This is a genomic window from Allorhizobium sp. Av2, from assembly GCF_021462805.2.
GTDB lineage: Bacteria > Pseudomonadota > Alphaproteobacteria > Rhizobiales > Rhizobiaceae > Allorhizobium > Allorhizobium vitis_G.
The window spans coordinates 1-18,688 of sequence record NZ_CP192697.1; the positions used below are offsets into that span (position 1 = coordinate 1).

11 protein-coding genes are annotated in these 18,688 nt (G+C 54.9%); 7 read left to right on the forward strand and 4 right to left on the reverse strand.

Going from position 1 to position 18,688, the window contains the following annotated elements:
* From repA to FS819_RS18095, 4 genes are all read left to right on the forward strand, one after another.
* Positions 1 to 1,263 carry a plasmid partitioning protein RepA gene (gene repA / locus FS819_RS18080; protein WP_060716291.1) on the forward strand — a complete coding sequence of 421 codons (1,263 nt, stop codon included), beginning with the start codon at positions 1 to 3 and terminating at the stop codon, positions 1,261 to 1,263.
* Positions 1,260 to 2,342 carry a plasmid partitioning protein RepB gene (gene repB / locus FS819_RS18085; protein WP_156549692.1) on the forward strand — a complete coding sequence of 361 codons (1,083 nt, stop codon included), beginning with the start codon at positions 1,260 to 1,262 and terminating at the stop codon, positions 2,340 to 2,342. The genes repA and repB overlap by 4 nt, the downstream gene beginning before the upstream one ends.
* A 1,051-nt stretch (positions 2,343 to 3,393) precedes the next feature.
* A complete protein-coding gene (gene repC, locus FS819_RS18090) occupies positions 3,394 to 4,614 on the forward strand; it encodes a plasmid replication protein RepC (RefSeq protein WP_234624689.1) in 1,221 nt (406 codons plus the stop codon).
* 281 nt (positions 4,615 to 4,895) lie between these two features.
* Positions 4,896 to 6,449, forward strand: coding sequence for a phospholipase D-like domain-containing protein (locus FS819_RS18095; RefSeq protein ID WP_156549694.1), 1,554 nt, complete (start codon positions 4,896 to 4,898; stop codon positions 6,447 to 6,449).
* Between the two features lie 103 nt (positions 6,450 to 6,552).
* On the opposite strand, the gene FS819_RS18100 is transcribed toward FS819_RS18095, so the two are convergent.
* Positions 6,553 to 7,581: a putative bifunctional lysylphosphatidylglycerol flippase/synthetase gene (locus FS819_RS18100; RefSeq protein ID WP_234624690.1), complete on the reverse strand. Its 1,029-nt coding sequence runs from the start codon at positions 7,579 to 7,581 to the stop codon at positions 6,553 to 6,555.
* On the opposite strand from FS819_RS18100, the gene FS819_RS18105 reads away from it, so the two are divergent.
* From FS819_RS18105 to FS819_RS18115, 3 genes are all read left to right on the forward strand, one after another.
* The gene (locus FS819_RS18105; RefSeq protein ID WP_156549696.1) at positions 7,571 to 8,308 is read left to right on the forward strand and encodes an endonuclease/exonuclease/phosphatase family protein; all 738 of its coding nucleotides are present in this window, start codon (positions 7,571 to 7,573) and stop codon (positions 8,306 to 8,308) included. The two genes, FS819_RS18100 and FS819_RS18105, sit on opposite strands and share 11 nt — an antisense overlap.
* Before the next feature lie 369 nt (positions 8,309 to 8,677).
* The gene (locus FS819_RS18110; protein ID WP_156549698.1) at positions 8,678 to 9,481 is read left to right on the forward strand and encodes a hypothetical protein; all 804 of its coding nucleotides are present in this window, start codon (positions 8,678 to 8,680) and stop codon (positions 9,479 to 9,481) included.
* Positions 9,441 to 9,704: a hypothetical protein gene (locus tag FS819_RS18115; RefSeq protein WP_156549700.1), complete on the forward strand. Its 264-nt coding sequence runs from the start codon at positions 9,441 to 9,443 to the stop codon at positions 9,702 to 9,704. Before FS819_RS18110 ends, FS819_RS18115 begins: the two co-directional genes overlap by 41 nt.
* Positions 9,705 to 9,995: 291 nt before the next feature.
* Here FS819_RS18115 and FS819_RS18120 read toward each other — a convergent pair whose 3' ends face one another.
* The 3 genes from FS819_RS18120 to FS819_RS18130 all read right to left on the reverse strand — a co-directional run bounded on the left by FS819_RS18120 (position 9,996) and on the right by FS819_RS18130 (position 18,687).
* Positions 9,996 to 11,900 (reverse strand): AAA family ATPase, encoded by a 1,905-nt coding sequence (locus tag FS819_RS18120; protein ID WP_156549702.1) that lies wholly within the window; start codon positions 11,898 to 11,900, stop codon positions 9,996 to 9,998.
* Positions 11,901 to 11,955: 55 nt separating this feature from the next.
* On the reverse strand, positions 11,956 to 12,570 hold the full coding sequence (locus FS819_RS18125) for a hypothetical protein (RefSeq protein WP_156549704.1): 615 nt from the start codon (positions 12,568 to 12,570) through the stop codon (positions 11,956 to 11,958).
* Between the two features lie 246 nt (positions 12,571 to 12,816).
* Positions 12,817 to 18,687, reverse strand: coding sequence for a DEAD/DEAH box helicase (locus tag FS819_RS18130; protein ID WP_156549706.1), 5,871 nt, complete (start codon positions 18,685 to 18,687; stop codon positions 12,817 to 12,819).
* Position 18,688 lies beyond the last annotated feature (1 nt).

The following is an 18,688-nucleotide window of genomic DNA, read 5'->3' on the forward strand; positions in this document are numbered from 1 at the left end:
ATGATCATGGCGGTTGCGTCCAGCACGGCGACTGAACAACAGGAGACGAATTTGCGCCCCGCCGATGAGACCATTGCCGAAGACGCGCGCGCCCTTTCAGCCCAGCTGAAGGCCATGCGGGAGCGGTTGTTTGCGCCAGCGTCGCGCAAAACCCTGCGGACTTTCACGTCCGGTGAGGCGGCGCGTCTCGTCGGAGTCTCGGATGGCTATTTGCGGCAATTGTCGCTTGCCGGTGAAGGGCCTGCGCCCGTCGTTGGGGCAGGGGGGCGTCGCTACTATTCGCTCTCTGATATTGACGCGCTGCGCCATTATCTGGCCGAGCAGGCGATGATAAAAGGCAATGTTTCCAAGGCTCGTTCCTATGTTAAATGGCGTGACGCCGAACGTGGCGAGCATTTGCAGATCATTTCCGTGACAAATTTCAAAGGCGGCTCCGGTAAAACCACCTCGGCGGTTCATCTTGCGCAATATCTGGCCATGACCGGACACCGGGTACTGGCTGTTGATCTCGATCCGCAGGCGTCGTTGTCTGCATTGTTCGGTTATCAGCCGGAACTCGATCTGGTTGGCAATGATACGATTTATGGCGCCATCCGCTATGACGATGAAGTCAGGCCGCTGCGGGAGATCATTCGCAAGACCTATTTTCACAATCTCGACCTGCTGCCCGGAAACCTGGAATTGCAGGAATTTGAGCATGTGACGCCGCGTGCCTTGGCGGAACGAAAGACGGGCGATGCCAAGAGCCTGTTTTTCGCCCGAGTGCAGAATGCCTTGCACAGCGTGGCAGATGATTATGATGTCGTGGTCATCGACTGCCCGCCGCAGCTTGGATATCTGACATTGTCGGCGCTTTGCGCATCGACATCGGTGATTGTCACCGTGCATCCGCAGATGCTGGATGTGGCGTCCATGAGCCAGTTCCTGTTCATGACATCGGATCTTCTCGGTGTCGTGCGCGAAGCAGGCGGCACACTGAATTTCGACTTTCTACGCTATCTCGTCACCCGGTTTGAGCCGAATGATGGTCCTCAGGCGCAAATTGTCGGTTTTCTGCGGTCGCTGTTCGGGGAACGGGTATTGACCTCGCCGATGGTTAAATCCACGGCAATTTCCGATGCCGGATTGACCAAACAGACGCTTTACGAAGTTGGCCGCGAAAATTTCAGCCGTGGCACGTACGACAGGGCGATTGAAGCGCTGGAATCAGTAAATGCCGAAATCGAACAGTTGATCCACACGGCGTGGGGACGCAAAGAATGATTGGAAAAAACCGAAAAAGCGAGTTGCGCGCGCTGTTTTCCGATCCAGGATCGGGGGCACGTCCAGATATTGTGGAACCCTCTGTTTCGCAACCAACGGTGCCCGGCGAACCGCGTAGCGCAGATACTGTTGAAGAACAGAGCCCTGCAGCACCAGTGGCGCGTGCAGCCTCAGGCGCGATAAAGGCAATGGGATTGACCTTGTCCTCTATCACCAGAGAGGCGGAAGAAGCGCGTGCTTTGCGTCAGGCGATTGATGAGGGCGAAAGGGTCATTTCCCTTGCTACGGATAAGATTGATGCGTCCTTCGTTTCAGATCGCTTGAGTGATGAGGAAAGAGACGATCCAGATTTCGTCGCGCTGGTTACCAGCATGCGCGAGAGTGGCCAGCAGGTTCCGATCCTGGTGCGTCGGCATCCCGTTGACGCCGACCGCTATCAGGTTGCCTATGGTCACCGGCGTTTAAGTGCTGCAAAGCGCCTCGGCATTGCCGTCAAGGCGCTTATCCGGCCCTTGAGCGACGACGAGCTTGTGCTGGCTCAAGGCAAGGAAAATGCCGAGCGACGCAATCTCACCTTCATCGAGCGTGCCTTGTTTGCCAAGGCATTGGCCGATCGTGGGTTTGATCGTAAAGTCATCGGCGAGGCGCTTTCGGTGCAAAAAAGCGAGCTGTCGCGACTTATCCAGGTGGCAGAGAGTGTCCCTGAGCGCTTTGCTCGCGCCGTTGGCCCTGCTCCGAAGGCAGGACGCGAGAGGTGGATGGCACTTGGCCAATTGCTCTCGAGCGAGCAGGGGCAGGTGAAAGCGGCTGGTTTGGTGTCTACAGACGGATTTCGGATCGCAGCCACCGATGAACGGTTTCAAAAACTATTCGATACGCTGTCCGGCAAGGCTCCTGTGGAGCGTCCGGAACCGGAAGACATCAGGGGACCTGATGGCCGTGTCTTCGCCCGTATCGGACGGCAGGGGCGGCGGCTGAAGATTGAATTTCTGGCGGAAGCCAATCCGGGGTTTGTCGATCAGTTCGAAGCGCGTCTGGCGGCTGCTTATGCGGCCTATTTGGACGGCGAACACGACTGAAATCGGTTTGCATCCGGCTTTTGCTGGGTGCTGTAGACCTGCATTTTGCAGGATTATTGCGTGCCTCTTAAATTCCAGGGGATTTAAGAGGACACTACGCAGAGGTTATAACGGGTTATGGCGCGTTGTGTTTTATCGAACGCAAGCGCCGTAAAGTGCAACGAGAAGGAAGCAATACGAGACAAGAAAAAAGGCCCCAAAACGTCACCATTTCGGAAGCCCTCTTCTATGTAGCAATGCAAGAGAATCACTTCTGGCCATAAAAGTCAAGACATGACCGCATATTCGTGGGTCATGATGTATCTTTTTGTGTCTTGATTTTGCGGCGCTGGCAGCAGTGCCAGGCCATAATGGTGCTTAAACAAAATGATGGAATGGTATCGACCACAATGCGGGCGATGCTTGCGGCTTTGTGCATTTTATCAAATGCATATTTACAGCGCCGTGCGTTTTAGAAAACGCAGAAAGGAGGCTGTAACACTTTAATCTGCGGCATAATTTTCTCCTTCAATCGATTCCGATTGAAGGAATTATGCAGTAGGTGCCGTAAGCTTTAGATCTGCCGCATAATTTGCTCCTTACGTCGGGTCCGATTTAGGGAGTTATGCAATAGATCGACCGTTGCGTAATATGCTGAATTCCTCGGATTTCAGATAGCAAACCTGTGGATTCTATAAGAGATAAGATTGGCCTTTAAATGGCGCTTTATCGCGCAGGAAACGGTCAATTTTGCTTATACGCCTCGTTCGTTGTCGATACTTTGGTGAGTTCACTGGTCTTGGATCATTCAGATACCAAGCAATGAATTCATGCGCCGACGGTATTCTTGCGATTTTTTCAATCGGATGCCGTATCACGTCAACCTGCTGCGAAATAGTCTCCTTGCTTGTGTTTCAAGTTAGGAATTGCGTAGTCGATTGATGGATTGCCGAAGAAGAGAACGGACTTAAAGCCATTCTATTCCGGTGATCGTTCACCCGTCCTGTCGGGTTGATTGAGTGTCAGTGGTTGTCATTTGGGCCTGCTTGTCTCCTTGTAGAGGGGACGCGACATGATGGAACGAGCTGCAACAACGCCCTTTGGCGGCGGACGGATGTCCGGTCGCGTCCTGGCGCGACAAGCACGCATTGGCGAACGCCAAGCGGAACTGCGGCAAACCGAAGGCACAAACTCTTCTGGTCGCGCTGACAAATGGCAATTGCTTCGCGCCTTAACGGAGGCGCGTGCTGTCTATGGTCTGGGTGACCGGACGATTTGCCTGCTTGAAGCGCTTGTCAGCTTCACCACCGAGCGCGAACTGGATGGCCGGGAGCCGGTTATCGTCTTTCCATCCAACCGGGAATTGGCTTTTCGAGCAAGAGGAATGGCGCCAGCGACCATACGCAGGCACTTGGCCTGCCTTGTCGAGGCAGGCATGATCTTTCGGCGTGATAGTGCCAATGGCAAGCGCTATTGCCGCAGAGACGAAACTGGAGAAGTCGAGGATGCATTCGGCTTCGATCTAGCACCGTTTGTGCTGAAAGCAGAAGAAATCTACAGCGCAGCCGAGAGCGCCCGTGCTGAAGCCAAGCAGTTCCGTGCCTTGCGAGGAGAAGTCACCGTTCTATCCCGCGACATTTCCAAGATAATCACTCTCGCGCTTGAAGAGGGGCGAGCAGGGGACTGGGAAAGCTATTTGCTTCGCTATCAGACTTTTTGCAAAACACGCACAAGAATGAAATTCAGCAGCGATATGCAAACATTGGCGCAAGAGCTGCGTGAACTGCTGTCACAGGTGGAAAACGATTATCTTTCAAGCCTTTCTGAAGAAGAAATGAGCGGCAATGAACATCAAAATGACTGCCACCAACAGAATTCAAAATCAGAACTACAATTTGATAAAAACGGCTATGAGCATAAAACAGCAGAGCCGGCATCACCTACCCACGATCAGCGCAGATTGGCTGTAAGCCTGAAAAGGTTGAAAACGCTTTGCCCGCAAATCAACGACTACGCTAAAGATGGGATTTCCGAATGGAATGACTTGATCAGGGCAGCTGACACTGTGCGGACGATGCTGGGCATCTCCCCTGATGCATGGTTGAAGGCGAAACAAGCAATGGGTGAACAGGCCGCTGCAATTACCGTCGCTGTTATGCTTGAGCGAGCCGAAGCAATTCGTTCCGCAGGTGGTTATCTTCGGACATTGACCGAAAAGGCTGAGCAAGGGCAGTTCAGCGTTTATCCCATGCTTCAAGCGCTCGAGAAAAACCTGCCGCGGAGCAAATCGTAAAGCTTGATGGCGTTGAAGAAAATCTGAATTGGCTGGTGCCACTGGAACTTTGTTTACGTCGCATCCATTGAAGATCAGGTTTCTTCGGCTTCTCCACTGACCCTGGAATTTTGCCAGATCGAGGCGGAACAAATATCACTGCAATGCGTTTGTCTACGACGTGAAACCTTTTGGTCCTGAAGCGTGAGTAGACAACTCTGTCCGTGAAAACGGACGTAACGATGCAGCAGGCAATTGGAGCGTAATTCGGGTACGCGTTCATCCGGCTGGGATAAAGAAATATGCAGGGTTTCGAGAAGGCCAGCAGCCATCACCGCAATGGATCGGATCAGGTGATCAGAGTAGGTCATAATGCCTGGAAGACGGGTGTTGCATCTAAAGCGGGATTTCTGATCGATGGTGCGCAATATTTTCGTGCGCTTGCGGATGCTCTGTCCCGTGCTCAGGAACAGATATTCATCATCGGGTGGGACTTTAACCCTGACATCCAGCTTATACCGGAAGATCAAGCTTCACCCACATTGGGTGAGTTCCTCCTTTCGCTTGTCGACAACAATAGCCGTCTTTCCATTCACATTCTTGTCTGGGCGATGGGCCCTATCTATTCTGGAAAATCACTGCGCATGCTCGGGAAAACCGAACTTAAAGTGCATCCGAGGATCGATTTGCGGCTCGATACGCGGCATGCCGTTCGAGGTTCTCATCATCAGAAAATGGTGGTTATTGACGATGCTCTGGCGTTTATTGGCGGCATCGATCTTACGGCCAAGCGGTGGGATACGCCCGAGCACCGGGCCGATCAACCTTTACGTCGCACGCCTAAAGGCGAACGGTATGAGCCGGTTCACGATGTCCAGATGGCTGTTGACGGCGAAGCAGCCGAAGTAGCGGCTGAAATCGCCAGGCGCCGGTGGTGGCAGGCGACGGGTGAAGATCTGGTGCGTCCACGCTGCTATTTTCATTCTTTTCCGCCGGCTGCACGTTATGTCTTGAGCAATTGTGACATCGCTTTTGCGCGAACCGAACCGGCAATTCGTAGAAGCACATCCGTTCGGGAGACGCTCCAACTCACCCTTGATTGCCTGTCTAGGGCTGAGAGCCTTATCTATATAGAAAGCCAATATTTTGCATCGAAAGATGTCGCCGATCTTTTGGCGGCTCGACTGAGTGAGCCGGATGGTCCTGAGGTTGTGTTGATCTCGACGCTGAATTCGCATGGATTTCTCGAGAGAAAAGTACTCGGGGAAAATCGAGACCGAATGATCCGCAAGCTTAGACAAGCTGATCGGTTTGGTCGGTTTCGTGCTTTCTATCCAGTTGTCCCGGATGAGAGCCGTGATGATAATTGCGAGGAAGTTCTGGTCCATGCCAAGTTGATTATCGTCGATGATGTTTTCATTCGCGTCGGGTCGTCGAATCTGAACCAGAGGTCGGTCGGCCTTGATACGGAACTTGATGTCGCCATCGAAATGCATAGCGACAAAGAACGACAGATCTTGACCGACATGCGAAATGGCCTGCTTGGTGAGCATCTTGGTCTGCCGAGTGCTGATTTGGCAAAAGCGCAGGACGAGGCTGGATCATTGGTGCGCGCCTTGGATCGAGTGAACGTCGGGGCGCGTGGACTGCGATCTTTTCCGGTAGGCGACGAGCATGGCAAGACAAGCTTGCATTTTGCAACAGGAATTGTTGACCCTAAAGCACCCTGGTGGCCTTTGCAGTTGGTTTCTATTCCATTTTCAATGCTGAGGAAAATCCGGAGCATGGCAATGTCGAAGGCGGGACTGAGCCGGGCCGATGGGCCGCAGCGGCGGATGTCTGCCAACAACAGTTGAACTATATTGTAGAGCCCCACGGAGAGCCCTTGTGATTGGTAAATCACAAGGGCTTTTTCTATGGCGAGGGTCGGTATTCTTATGAATGCAGCATATGACGTCGTCAAAGAGTTGCTGGCTTCACGGTCTCATTTGACGAGGAATTATCCCGGCTTTCGCGGCGCGAATAATACAATTCACTTATGGCAAAGACCGGGATGCCGATTGCCAGGGGGATGAAAAAATACACAACGCGAAATGCAATGAGCGCGCCGATCGATGCGTCTTTGCCCATGATGAACGAGATGGTCGCTTCCATTACACCGAGTCCGCCGGGAACATGGGCAACCAGCGCCGAGAGGTTGGCCATGACATAAGCAGTTGTCGTTTCGAAAAAACCAGCGGAAGATTTTGCCAACCAGAAGAGACAAGCGGCGACTGCAGTGAAATTGGCAATGCCAACTGCGACCTGGGCAAGAGCTATGGGCAATGTTGGCAGTGAGAAACGCCATTTGTATATGCGTATTTCGCCGCGCAGCCAGGTTGAGGTCAGGAGATAGATACCAATTGCAGCCAGGCATGCAAATCCAATCAGTCGAGCGGCCAAGCTCCCCATGCCGCCGAGCTTGGCCGCACTCTGCGGAAACAAGGCAAGGCAAATGCCAGCCAATCCTATCAAGCCGATTCCGACGGTTGCGCCGCAAAAGAGAATGATTTTGGCAACTTCTTCGTTTTTCAATCCCCAGCGCCGATAATATCGATAGCGGACCGCTCCGCTGGACAGCGCAGCCAAGCCGACATTATGTCCGATGGAAAGGCTGACAAAAGACGCGACTGCGGCTTTGCGCCAGGACAATCGAGAACCAGCATAGAGGATGCCAAGATAGTCGAAGCCAGTCAGACAAAGATAGGAGACGGCACAAAAAAATAATGACAGAGCAAAACCTGTCCAAGGGATTGCAGACAATGACATTTCGATATCGATGAGGGAGAATTTGCTCAGCGCCCGGTAGCTCAGCCAGAGGGCTATTGCTGTCGCAGCAAGGAAAATGCCATTCAACAAAATCTTCTTTTGCATCAAATCCGTTCCGAGGTTGTTCTTCGTACAGGGAACGATTTCCCGCCTAAGGTGTTCCCTCGCAATGAGCTCCATATTTCGTCTCCTTACCTACAATATTCATAGCTGTATCGGCACAGACAGAAGACTTGATCCGGCCAGAATTGCCGAAGTGATCGCAGCCACCCAAGCAGATATTGTCTGCCTTCAGGAAGTGGATGTCGGCCGAAACCGAACCTCAAGAATTGATCAAGCGGACGTGATCGCTGGCTATCTCACCATGCAATCACATTTTCATTCCGCCTTGAATGTTGCTGAGGAGCGATATGGCGATGCACTTTTGACCAGGTTCCCGACCCGCATCGTCCAGCAGGGCATGTTGCCATCACGCGGTGAGCAAAGGGGCGCTCTGTTGGTAGAGGTATCGATTGGAGAAATTTCTGTTAACGTATGCGTGACACATTTCGGCTTACGGGCAGGTGAGCGAGCAGAGCAGGCAAGGGCGCTTTTGGGCGTGGAATGGCTCGGACCCTTGCTGGAAGCAGATGCTCCTATTTTGGTCGCAGCCGACTTGAATGCAGTCCCGAATTCAAAAGCTTTCAAACTCCTGACGGCAAGATTGGCCGATGCCACGAAAGCTAACCTCAATTCCAATAATCTCAGTCGACCGAGGCCGACATTTCCATCGCGGTTTCCATTCCTGCGGCTGGACCATGTTCTGACATCAGGTGGATTGAATATCCTTGACGCACGGGTCATCGACACACCTTTGGCACGTCAAGCGTCCGATCATCTGCCGCTCCTTGTTACGATGCAAATTTGATTGCGCGTCGAATAATGCTCACATAGTTCCATAATGTTGATTATCAATATTTACGATGTAGCTGGGGTTCATCTGGGAAATTGAGCGTCGCCTGATAATTTTGGACTAGCGTCAGCCATTCTTGGACTGTGCAGTTATAATATTGGACTCTCGCCCTGTCTTAGGAGCCTGACGTGTCGACGTCCCCTTTTCAGAGACAGCACGTCAAATAAATGCAGTTTTGTTGATATTTCTTCGAGCGTATAACGTCAGTTGGTGCGCATTGTTGCGCGTGTATATTTTTAGTATAGCTAAGTATCTTTCTGAACGAAAATATCTTTCGCATTGTCAACAATTGGAGCCTTGTCATTTTAGGTCAAGGACGAGCGCTTGCAAGGACCTAATCCTGCTGGATGCCTCGGGTTTCCATCTATAGCGCCTGACATTTCATTTGTTTCAGCGCTCAAATACCATGAACAACGACTGGGCATCGCTTGGTGCGCACCAACATGGTGCGCACCAAGCGATGCTGTACCAAGTGCAGGCGATGACAACCTGGATCCGGGGTTTTCTAGCATTCTCAACGTCAATTTAGACTGGAACGTTGTCAGCATTCCGCGGCACCTTTGCACAACACTGTTTGGTGTTCTGGTTCGTGTTGCTGCCGGCGTCGAAGCGACCGACCATGGAATCACGGTTGAGACAAGATTAGCGTACGGAGGCGATATGACGGCGTTGGGTCAGGACGAACGTGATGTACTGGTGGTTAAGCTACAACAAGCCTTCTCTAAGATTTCTCCAAAAGAAGACATGGCCGCCTCCCTTTTGGGGGCAATTCCTCAAATCATCACAATGGTAGCCACCGGAAAGGGATGTGAAGAGCTTGAGTTGCGCTGCTACGAATCCAAGCTGTTTCGTTCAAAGCTGTTGCTGCTTGTTTCGGTAGCCAAGCAATACCTAATCAGGCGCGAGTTGATGGCCCTGGAGGAATCTCTTTCCACCGCTACATCAACTCTGTGTCGAGTCCCCTCTCCTCTGCTCTTCGACAGACTGGCGGAAATACAGTCCCGGATAGTTTCATGGAAGAGGCCCTTTAGCGAATTGTTGACGTGTCCCACGTTAGACGAAGCAACCTCAAGGAGTGCTTGTCTTAATGGATACCGTGGAATTTCTGAGAACTTACGATGGCAATGATGCGGAGCCAGCGAGAACCCGCTACAGGGAGCTGGTGGGCCGCGCCGACGCCGATTTCGAGGTTCTCGACGAACTAACCTACAACGACCGCGAAATGCTGCTCGATGATATCGCCCAGACTCTCGTTCTCGCGGAGAGGATCGCCTACAGGTTTCAGGCTATAAACAGGACGAGGCTATACGATGGCGCGATCTTCATCGAAGATGATGACCAGAGTCGATAATCTCTCCGGTTGGAAAGGTATCCACTCGAGAGGACTGGAAAGACCAGGAGATGCCGATGGTGACCCGGTGGCTGTCGGAACACTACCCTTCACTTGACGGGCGCTCGAGCCTTTCGACAGAGCAATAGACAGCACGCGGTTCCGACGGCCTCGCTAACGACGCTTGGAAGGCCATCGGGCGGAGTTATTAACAGACCGCTCGCTCGAAGGACCCGTTGGCGGCGGTTGAAGAAGTCCGCCGTCAACTTTTGCCTTCCTTGGCACGGGCTTATCCGGGTCCGATCGGAGTTTTTACCCATTGATCCGAAGTAGCTTGGAATCTTCATCAAGCGCGTCCAGCACCTCCTCTCCCGAAAGTTCGAGCCCTGCCACCAATCCATCGACCAGCCTCTCGCACGCCGGACGATGCCGCTCCAGGATTTCCGTGGCGCGCTCAAGCTGCGCCCGCAGGACTTTGTCGGCCCTGGCGAGAACGCTTCGATCCATCCGACTGATGTCGATCATCTGTGCTTCTGAGATGTCGCCGAGCGAAGCCAGGCCATCGCCCATGCCAAAAGACCGGTCTAGCAGAATTGCGGTGCGGGTCGCGTCGTACAGATCTGAACCCCGGCCGCCGGCTACTCCATCATCATGACACCCCAGCAGCAACTTCTCCGCCGCCATGCCTCCGAGGCCCATGGCGATGGCATCGAGATAGTGCGCCTTCGTCCGACGTGCCCAGGGACGGCGTCCGAATGTCGCCTTGCCGACGGGCTGGTTCTGCGTTGTCAGTAGGATCCTTGATGAAATCTCCACGCTGACCAGTTCCATGCCGAGAACGACTCCGACCACCGCATGGCCGATCTCGTGAACCGCATTCACCCTCATCGTCTCCGCAGGGATCTGCGCCGGGATCGGAAGGTGCAGGAGGACGTCCGCCACCGTAACGGGCCTTCGAAGCCCCCTTGCCCGGCGGCGGGCGTTACGGACGATCTTCTGGATGTCGGCGCCGGAGGCTCCCTGCGACAGCTCTGCAAAGGACTCGCAGCGGCCTTCGTCGAACGCGCCCAGCAAGTGCATTCTGAAGATGGCAGCACGAGCGCGAAGATCCGGAAGCGGAATCCTGACGTGTCGATCGAGGCGACCCGAACGTAAGATGGCCTCATCGATGTTATCCGGATGGTTGGAAGCGGCAACGACAATGACCCCTTCCCGCCCCTCGAGACCATCGAGCGACTCCAGTAGTCCGGTGATCGCCTTCATGTCGTAGGACGCGTTGCTGCTGTTGGTGCGTTCCCGTGATCCGAACGCATCGATCTCGTCGAGGAACAGGATTGAGGGCGCCGAATTCTTCGCGTCACGGAAGCTTTTGTGCATGGCTTTCAGGAAGTCGTTGAGATTGCCCTTCGCCTGCCATCGGGCGTAAGATGTGGCGAAGAGTGTCGCGTTGCAGGATGCTGCCAGGGCTTTCGCGAAGATCGTTTTCCCCGTGCCAGGTGGCCCAGACAAGAGCACACCGCGGTCGACGTCGTCCCAAGTGATCTTTCCGGCTCGCCAGTCTTCGAGATCCCGAGCGAGATCGAGGCCCCAGACCTTGGCATCGCCGTAGCCTTCCATATCTTCCAGTCTGATATCGGCAAGGACCTCGCCAGACCGAGTTGGTGCGCTTGGTACACTTGGTGCGCCTGCCCGCACCATCTTTTCGATGATGCCAAGAACGCGCGGCATTGGTCGGCCCCATGTCATCGCAAGCTTGAGCCGCCGCCAGTCGCACTTGATCAAGGCATCTGCCTGGTCGTCGGTGACCGTGGTCTTGTAGCCCCATCTGACGACCCCACGCACCTGGCGGATGTCGGGTGGCTCGACTTTGACGACGATGTCGAGGGCGTAGCGGAGATCTTCCGGGATGGCCTCCGCGGATCGGAAGAAGATGATGGTCTGCTTGTGCTGCAGCAAGTCCATCACGGCTTCGATATGATCGTTCGAACGGGTCTCATCGAAGATCTTAACGTGCTCCTGGTAGCGGTAGTCCGACTTCCTGTCGATGAACATGACCGCCGCCTGCACGTAGCTGGTCTTGCGTTCCCAGTTCTCGAGAACGAGTCCGATGGCGAAATGCGGGACGCGTCTGTATGGCCGGATGGCGCGGCTGATGCTTGAATAGGCGAGAAATTCCGGCAGCGAGAAGCCTGCCCGGTCGCGAAGTACGTTTTTCATTGTGTGATCCCGGATTAAAGATGATGCGGCGGTCGGCGCTCATGCGCGCGTTGCGTCATCCTCGTATCCGGCGAACCTGGCTCTCCGGGCTCAGCAGGTCGTCATCGAGATCGACCTCCAGGAATCCTTGAAGGATCAGCGACGCCAGTGTCGGCATCGGTCGTCCTTCCTGGATGGCCGACAGGCATTCCGCGATGGTGAGCGATCCCATTTCCTCGAGGCCGGCGAGCAGACGAATCCTGTCCCCGAGAGGCGGCCGATAGAATCCGTACCGGAGGAGGTCCTTGGCATTCCGGAGGCGGAAGCTGTCTGCGAAGTCGATCATGGCAACGGATCGGTATCGATGACCGATGGATTCGATCTCGGCGGACAGCCAGATCGGCGGCATCGGTTCCTCCTGGCCGACGTCGATCAGGAAGGATCCGCCCTCTGTGAGGACGACGAAATCGACCTTGTATTCGTCGTCGCCGTTCCGTAGCAGCGGCGGTGCCGTGCTCCATCGGGCAACATCGGGGTCGAGATCGAGCAGGCAGGCGAAGTCCCTTGCCTGCTGCGATCGAAATTGTGCACGGCCATCGCACTTGATGGTCGCCATCGGTGTGTAAATCGGTGAAAGCGTGACCTTGTGCGGGACGGCATCGTCCCTTCGGTCATCTGAAACTACCTTCATGGCATCCCTCGTAATCGAAACGCAGAACAGGGCGACACCGGACTAGCCGGAGTGCGTCAGCGTATTCGTAGCGAGTGGTGCGCGGGCGTGTTCATGGGCGGGAACGAATACAGAACATGCCGGAGGGCGTCAAGGGGTATGAGGAAGTGGTGTGCCGCCGTGCTTCGATTCCCGGAGCACGGAATGGTCGCAACAACCGTTAAGGAAATCGTCGCGACCATCAAAGAGGGGTGAAATGCCTTGATATCACCTCACGGCAGATCTTGCCCTCTGCAACACGACCAAAGGTCTACGCGAAAGTTCAAAGCTGTCCACGGCAACGTAATTTCGATCTAGTCCCAACTGTGAAAACAGTACCGTCGTATCCCACAGTGGGTGAACTACCACGCCCCACTTTGTATGCCGCTCATCGAGGGAGAATACAGCGATGTCCGGCCTCCCCTCGATGTTTGATACCGTGTTGCCTGGGATGAAGGTTTTCGCCTGCTGCGCCAGATCGTAGCTGGTCAGTCCCCATTCGCATAGTTCGAAGTACCGGGTGTCACCATCGAAGGCGCACTGATACGTCGGATCCGATATCGCCCTGAGGTACGAGAGGCCGAGCCTCCAATCAAGAAGGCCGTGGAAGTTGCGGTTGTTATACCGCTGTACGCATCGGTAACACGACGATCCGCACCGTCCCATATGCTCCACACTACCTACGGCCGTTCGGGGCCATTTCGATGGCTCATCGAGTATGCTTTTGATTAGCCCCGAAACCGGAATGGTGCTGCCATCGAGGAGATGTCGGCAAAATCCTGAGCCGTTGGGCAACGCATCCGCGATCTGCAGATACGGCAGACGCTCTCCTGACGGGGTCATCATGATGTTGGGAGCCAGTGCGTCGAACTCTTCTGGTGCAATATCGAGATCCAACGCAGCCCGCTGGACCAACAGCTCAGTTGCCGAAATCGCCGCTGCGCGGACACTGGTTCGAGTTGGATCGCGGCGCCCCATCGAGAGACCGACATCCATATCAAGAAGGCGTAGGTTCGGGTTCAGCCTAACTGGGCTGATCTGCAGGGAGTTCGTTATCTTGGTCGAAGCAAGCCAAGCAGTGACGGGTTCTTTGTTCTCTAACTTGAAGCGGCCATCCTCATCCTTATCCTCTGCCAGCACCTCCGTGCTTATGGCCTGCCCGGCCATTTTCAATAAAGGTTTTGACTTGCTCCACCAGGCAATCCTCTTGGCGCTGGTGTCGGTTGCCTCTTGGATCTCAAACCCTGTGAACTCATTCTCATCCCTGAAGCCAGGGTTGACGAGGAAAATTTCAGACTGTTCCGCGAAGTTGACCTGCAAGTTCTCGTCGGTCTTGCGCTGTTCGACCTTTCCCATGCTTGCCAGTGTCATTCTCTGCCCGACCTTTCCCGACAGGTTCTCGTCAGTCGGACGGAACTCTGTTCGATAGGCCGCGGGCGTTACACATCGAATGCCCAGATCTGTCGCCTGATCACCGCACGACTGGCAAGTTTTCGTCTCGTCTCCTCCTCGGCTCCACGCCCCACATCCACCGCAGAAGCGCAGTCGGAAGTCGTCCTTCCACCACTCGCCAAATGGCACTACTGGAGCGTTGAAGTCGGTCGCGTGCTCGTGGATGTCCGGGAGAACCCCGGTGAAGCCAATGCAGCGATGGCGCAATTTCTCCCGGGTTCGGACGCTACCGGGTGCGAAGTCAAAGATCGCCATGTCTTGGTCACGGTCGATCGTGTCCCATTCCGGCTCGAATCCACCTTTCTGTTTCTTTAAGTCGACGTAGAGGTTTCGCGTCCGGGTAGGCATGCCATATAACGGTACCATTCCCCGTTCCGCGAGGGCGGCCGCGATGCCGACGCTTTGCAGGCTGAACTCCGCTCTTAGGCCCTCGATTGCCGCAAGTACGGTTTCGGCAGTGACGGCCGACGCGAGCTTGCCTATTTCGCAGCCAGAGACGTCGGCGAGGATTTTGGCAAGTCGTAAACGACGTTGATCAGTTTGCGCCAGCGCATTTGCCAAAGCGCGCGGCCAATCGCGATCGTCGCGGAAGTACTCGTTACAGTAGAGGAATTCCCCGTGGATGTCTCCGGGGACGACATCATCGCCAGCCCAGTCCCCGTCCGCGTTTTCCCTCAACAGCTCGAAAGCCTCAACTAGCCAGAATTTCCTCAGCAGCCGCGATGGAATATCTATGAGACCCGTGGTTATGAAGGGCGGAGGCGGGGCAGATCCGGTGATCTCGATAGGGTTATGGAAATAATGGATGTCATGGCTCTTGCTTCTGCAGACAGTCAATACCGTGGAGAACGCTTGGCCTCTTCGGCCTGCTCGACCAACGCGCTGCTGATAGTTGAACCGCTGGGGTGGCATGTTGCCCTGGTAGACAGCCTGAAGCGATCCGATATCGACGCCAACTTCCATGGTGGTCGTCACTGACAGCAGATCGATCGTATCGAACAGCTTTCGCCACTCGAAGTCCTCGGCGGTTTCTCCATCGCCCCTAACGAATACGCCTTTGAATTGCTGGAGGCGCTCGGCAGGGTCGTTGGTCTGACCTGTCAGTTCCTCGCATTTGAGCCGGAACAGCGGTTCGTCACCGCCTACCGAGCGGATTACTCTTCGGCCTAGAAAATTTCCGCGCGCTATCGTTGATGCAGTGAGATCCTCCGGTCGGGTAAGGGTTTCGCCGCATCTTGTGCATTTTCCAAACCCCTCGTGCAGGTGTACTCGTCCACAGCGTTCACAACGCCAGGCCTTCCCTGAGGGAGGGGCTGCACGGAAGTGCAGCATGCTGATGTCAATTGATCCAGCAGCACGGGTCTGTTTAAGAGTGGTACGTAGCCTGTTGAGGAAGTCGTCACACTCCTTCTCGGGGTGCTGGAAGATCTTCGAGAGGAGGCGGCGCATTCGACTTTCTGGGCCGCCCAGCATGTCGAAGGCAGTGCGCCAGTCTGTTCGAGCCTCCTCCTGGAACTGGTTTGGGGTTATGCGATACGCGTCTGCGAATATTCGGAGCATCGCATCGTCGCGCGACTTCTCCGGGGTGTATTCCACTGGTCCGTAGAAGCTGGGCCATCCAAGTCCGGTTTCCTCTAGTGCGAAGTAGGTCTTGCTGAATAGCAAGTCTGTAGCCTCTGGAGGCTGACCTTCCTGCACCTTTTCGCGAGCCCGGTTAATCAACGTAACCTTCTCGACAAGATGCTCCTGCTTCCAGGAAACCCGCTTTTCTGTCCGGTCGAAAAACTCGAACCACGGCTTGTTCTTTACGCGGGTATGGATGGTGTCGGCCCCTTCTACGGGGGTCGAGCCCAGCTTCATCAGCTCTGACAGTATCGGTCGGGCATCATAGCCGACGCTTTCGCGAGCAAATTCGAATAGTTGGTTTAGGGGAACGCTAGGTGGATGTCCGGCCGCCGCCTTTCGTCTCTTTAGGGCTGTTTCCCTAGGCACGAGGTGGTCATAATCCTCGTCCGCGTTCTGCAGCTCATTGATGGTGGCCTTCAGTTGTGCGAGTTCCGCCGCGTCCTCATCACTGAAACCGAGGTCGTTTGCCATCCGTGTTGCTGCGGTTACAAGAATTTCCCGTCTGAGGTCGCGCTGGTGCTGTACCTCGACATCAAGAGCCAATGTGGCTGCGTCCTCACGGCTGTCGGAGAACGCCACCAGCTTGCCGTCTCCACCCTGAGACTTGAGTGCGGCGACCAGCTCGGTTGCCAATAGCTGGGAGGTCTTGCCGAAACCGGTCCTGAAACTTCGGATCGGCGAAAGGCGGCCCTCACGCTTCTTGGAATTCGGCTGCCGATATCGGCCGGAATAGTCAGTGCCGCACTTTGCACAGCAGTATGGAACGGCAGTGCCATCATGTTCCATGGTTCGTGGATGGAACTTGTCGTCGCGCGCCCATCTTAAGAGATATCCTGAAACGCTATCATCTTGTGCAGTCTCGCTCACGATGCCTGTACGAGGATCCAGGAAGCCTGGTCTCCATTCATAGGGCGAACGTTCAGATCTGATCTCGCGCTCTGATTTGGCTTGATATGGCCAAAATAGCGCGAATTCACGATAACTGGCATCCTCAAACCTCAATGACGACGCGCTTTCCGGCAGCTTCTCAAGTTCCTGTGGAGCGGGGAGAAGCGATACCCTGATAGATTTGCCAGGGTCCGCCTCACCGCGCTTGCCGCCGAGGTAGAGATCGCCGCATGCTTCGCAATAGAGCATTTCAAAGAGCCGCTTCCTTTTAGAGGCTCCCGGTGCCCAGTCATAATCCTGTCCGCGCTCGATGCTGGGCGTGCCCCAAACAACAGGGCCATCAGGCCCCCTCTCAACCGAGGAAAACAACCCCTCAATGTTTCTGACGAAGGTGTGCATTCTGAAGCCGGGAAGAATTGCGATCGCTCTTGCGGATGGTCGCAGTTCCTGGGGAAGGATGGTATCGGGTAGATCTGGGATGGCACGCATCGCCAACAGGCCGCGGACGGCATCTCGATCTTCGACGTCGAACAGAATTTCACCGATCTCTTTCACGGATCGTGGGCGCTTGCTCCCCAGCCTCTCCTTGTCTTGCATGGCGAAGTCTAGCATCGACGCAGCAACGGATGCCGCATCTAGCATGAGAGCTGCCGATACCGTCTCCGGGGAGCCCGCGATCGAGCGCGCCGCAGCTATAAACTTGTCCAGAAGCGCGGTTGGCTCTTGCCTGTAGTCGATGGCCTGAAGCGCTTGGGCGAGTTCGGCCAGCGCTTCCCGTGTTGGCCTGCGTACCGGGTTCGGCACCGGAACCGGAATACCTGTAACTACGCCGCCCTTCCATACTTCATCGAGCCCTGTAGCCCCCGCGGTTCCCGCATCACCGAACAAATTAGTGAGATACTGGATGCTCGCGGCAGCGTTGTCTTCGTCCATGGGTAGCGATGCTGATGATGACAGAATGCGGAGCTTGTGTGCATGGGCGGGATCTGAAAGCCCCAGGCGCTCGAGAAGAACCTTGAGAAGACCAGCCATTTCCGCGCCGGCCGAGCCGCGGACAAGATGTAGTTCATCGAGGACGAGGTAGAAGCGCGCGTCTTCATTGCTAACGAGCCAGTTTTTCGTTTCCGTTAGAATGCGGCTCTCGACTTCGCGTACTAGCATAGCGTTAAGGATAGACTGGTTGGTGACGAGAATATCTGGCGGTGTCGCCTGCATGTCCCACCGAGTGATCAACTCACTGCCATCCGTCGTCGGAAAAATATAGCGAAGTTCGGGATCGGTAGCCGCATCGAGCCGCGAGTGGATTGACTGATAGCGTCGGAGTTCATCCCTGAGCTGCATTCGCGCACGTCGATTTCTTTTTTTCCATCCCTTGTCGTTGCTCCGTCGCGGGTGAGACTCGAATCCCGTGACAGGAGATTTTCCGGTGTATCGACCGAAAAAGATGCGGTTTCCCTTGAAGTGCTTGTCCATCACCTCTTGTGCATCTGGCGAATCGAGAGCCTTCCGGAGGCGGACCATTTGGTCTTCGACCAGCGCGTTCAGGGGATAAAGGATAAGGGCGCGAATTGCCTTCGGACGATCAGGGTGCTCGTTTCGTCGATGTAGCAGGAACTTCCCGTCGTTTGCGATCCAATCATCGTTGACAGGTGCGTTGGGAGCGGGCCAGTTCGTCGCCTCTTTTGCAAGCTGCGCAATGATGGGCAGCATAAACGACTCAGTTTTTCCAGAACCCGTGCCCGACGTCACGATACCAGGGGTGCCGTCCGCCGCGCCCTTGGTAAGCATCTGGACCTGATGGAGATAAGGGTCGTATTCTCCTTTCAGAGTTGCGCTTTTCCTATCGCGGACAAAGAGCCCTGACAGTGCAAGCTCAACAAAAGCTTCCCTCTCATGCCTCAAAAAGCCGGGAAGCTTTTCCGAATAAGTATCAATCAAGTCTTCAAGACCGTGCCCTGCGCTCATGTAGCGTGGTACCGTCTCGAAGATTGGATCGAGGGCGAGTTGTCCCGCGGTCATCAAAAGTTCTCGCCGACTTACGGAAACATCAGGATCATCAATCCGGTACGCGGTATCGAGATATACGAGGAACTGCTCGATCATTCTGTCGAAGCCACCAATCGGATCAAACATG

Bases quoted from the DNA above. Each gene is read 5' to 3' on its own strand.
- FS819_RS18100 (WP_234624690.1), bottom strand. From the start codon at position 7,581: ATGGAGCTCATTGCGAGGGAACACCTTAGGCGGGAAATCGTTCCCTGT.
- FS819_RS18115 (WP_156549700.1), top strand. From the start codon at position 9,441: ATGGATACCGTGGAATTTCTGAGAACTTACGATGGCAATGATGCGGAG.
- FS819_RS18130 (WP_156549706.1), bottom strand. From the start codon at position 18,687: ATGTTTGATCCGATTGGTGGCTTCGACAGAATGATCGAGCAGTTCCTC.
- repA (WP_060716291.1), top strand. From the start codon at position 1: ATGATCATGGCGGTTGCGTCCAGCACGGCGACTGAACAACAGGAGACG.
- FS819_RS18105 (WP_156549696.1), top strand. From the start codon at position 7,571: ATGAGCTCCATATTTCGTCTCCTTACCTACAATATTCATAGCTGTATC.
- repC (WP_234624689.1), top strand. From the start codon at position 3,394: ATGATGGAACGAGCTGCAACAACGCCCTTTGGCGGCGGACGGATGTCC.
- FS819_RS18120 (WP_156549702.1), bottom strand. From the start codon at position 11,900: ATGAAAAACGTACTTCGCGACCGGGCAGGCTTCTCGCTGCCGGAATTT.
- repB (WP_156549692.1), top strand. From the start codon at position 1,260: ATGATTGGAAAAAACCGAAAAAGCGAGTTGCGCGCGCTGTTTTCCGAT.
- FS819_RS18125 (WP_156549704.1), bottom strand. From the start codon at position 12,570: ATGAAGGTAGTTTCAGATGACCGAAGGGACGATGCCGTCCCGCACAAG.
- FS819_RS18095 (WP_156549694.1), top strand. From the start codon at position 4,896: ATGCAGGGTTTCGAGAAGGCCAGCAGCCATCACCGCAATGGATCGGAT.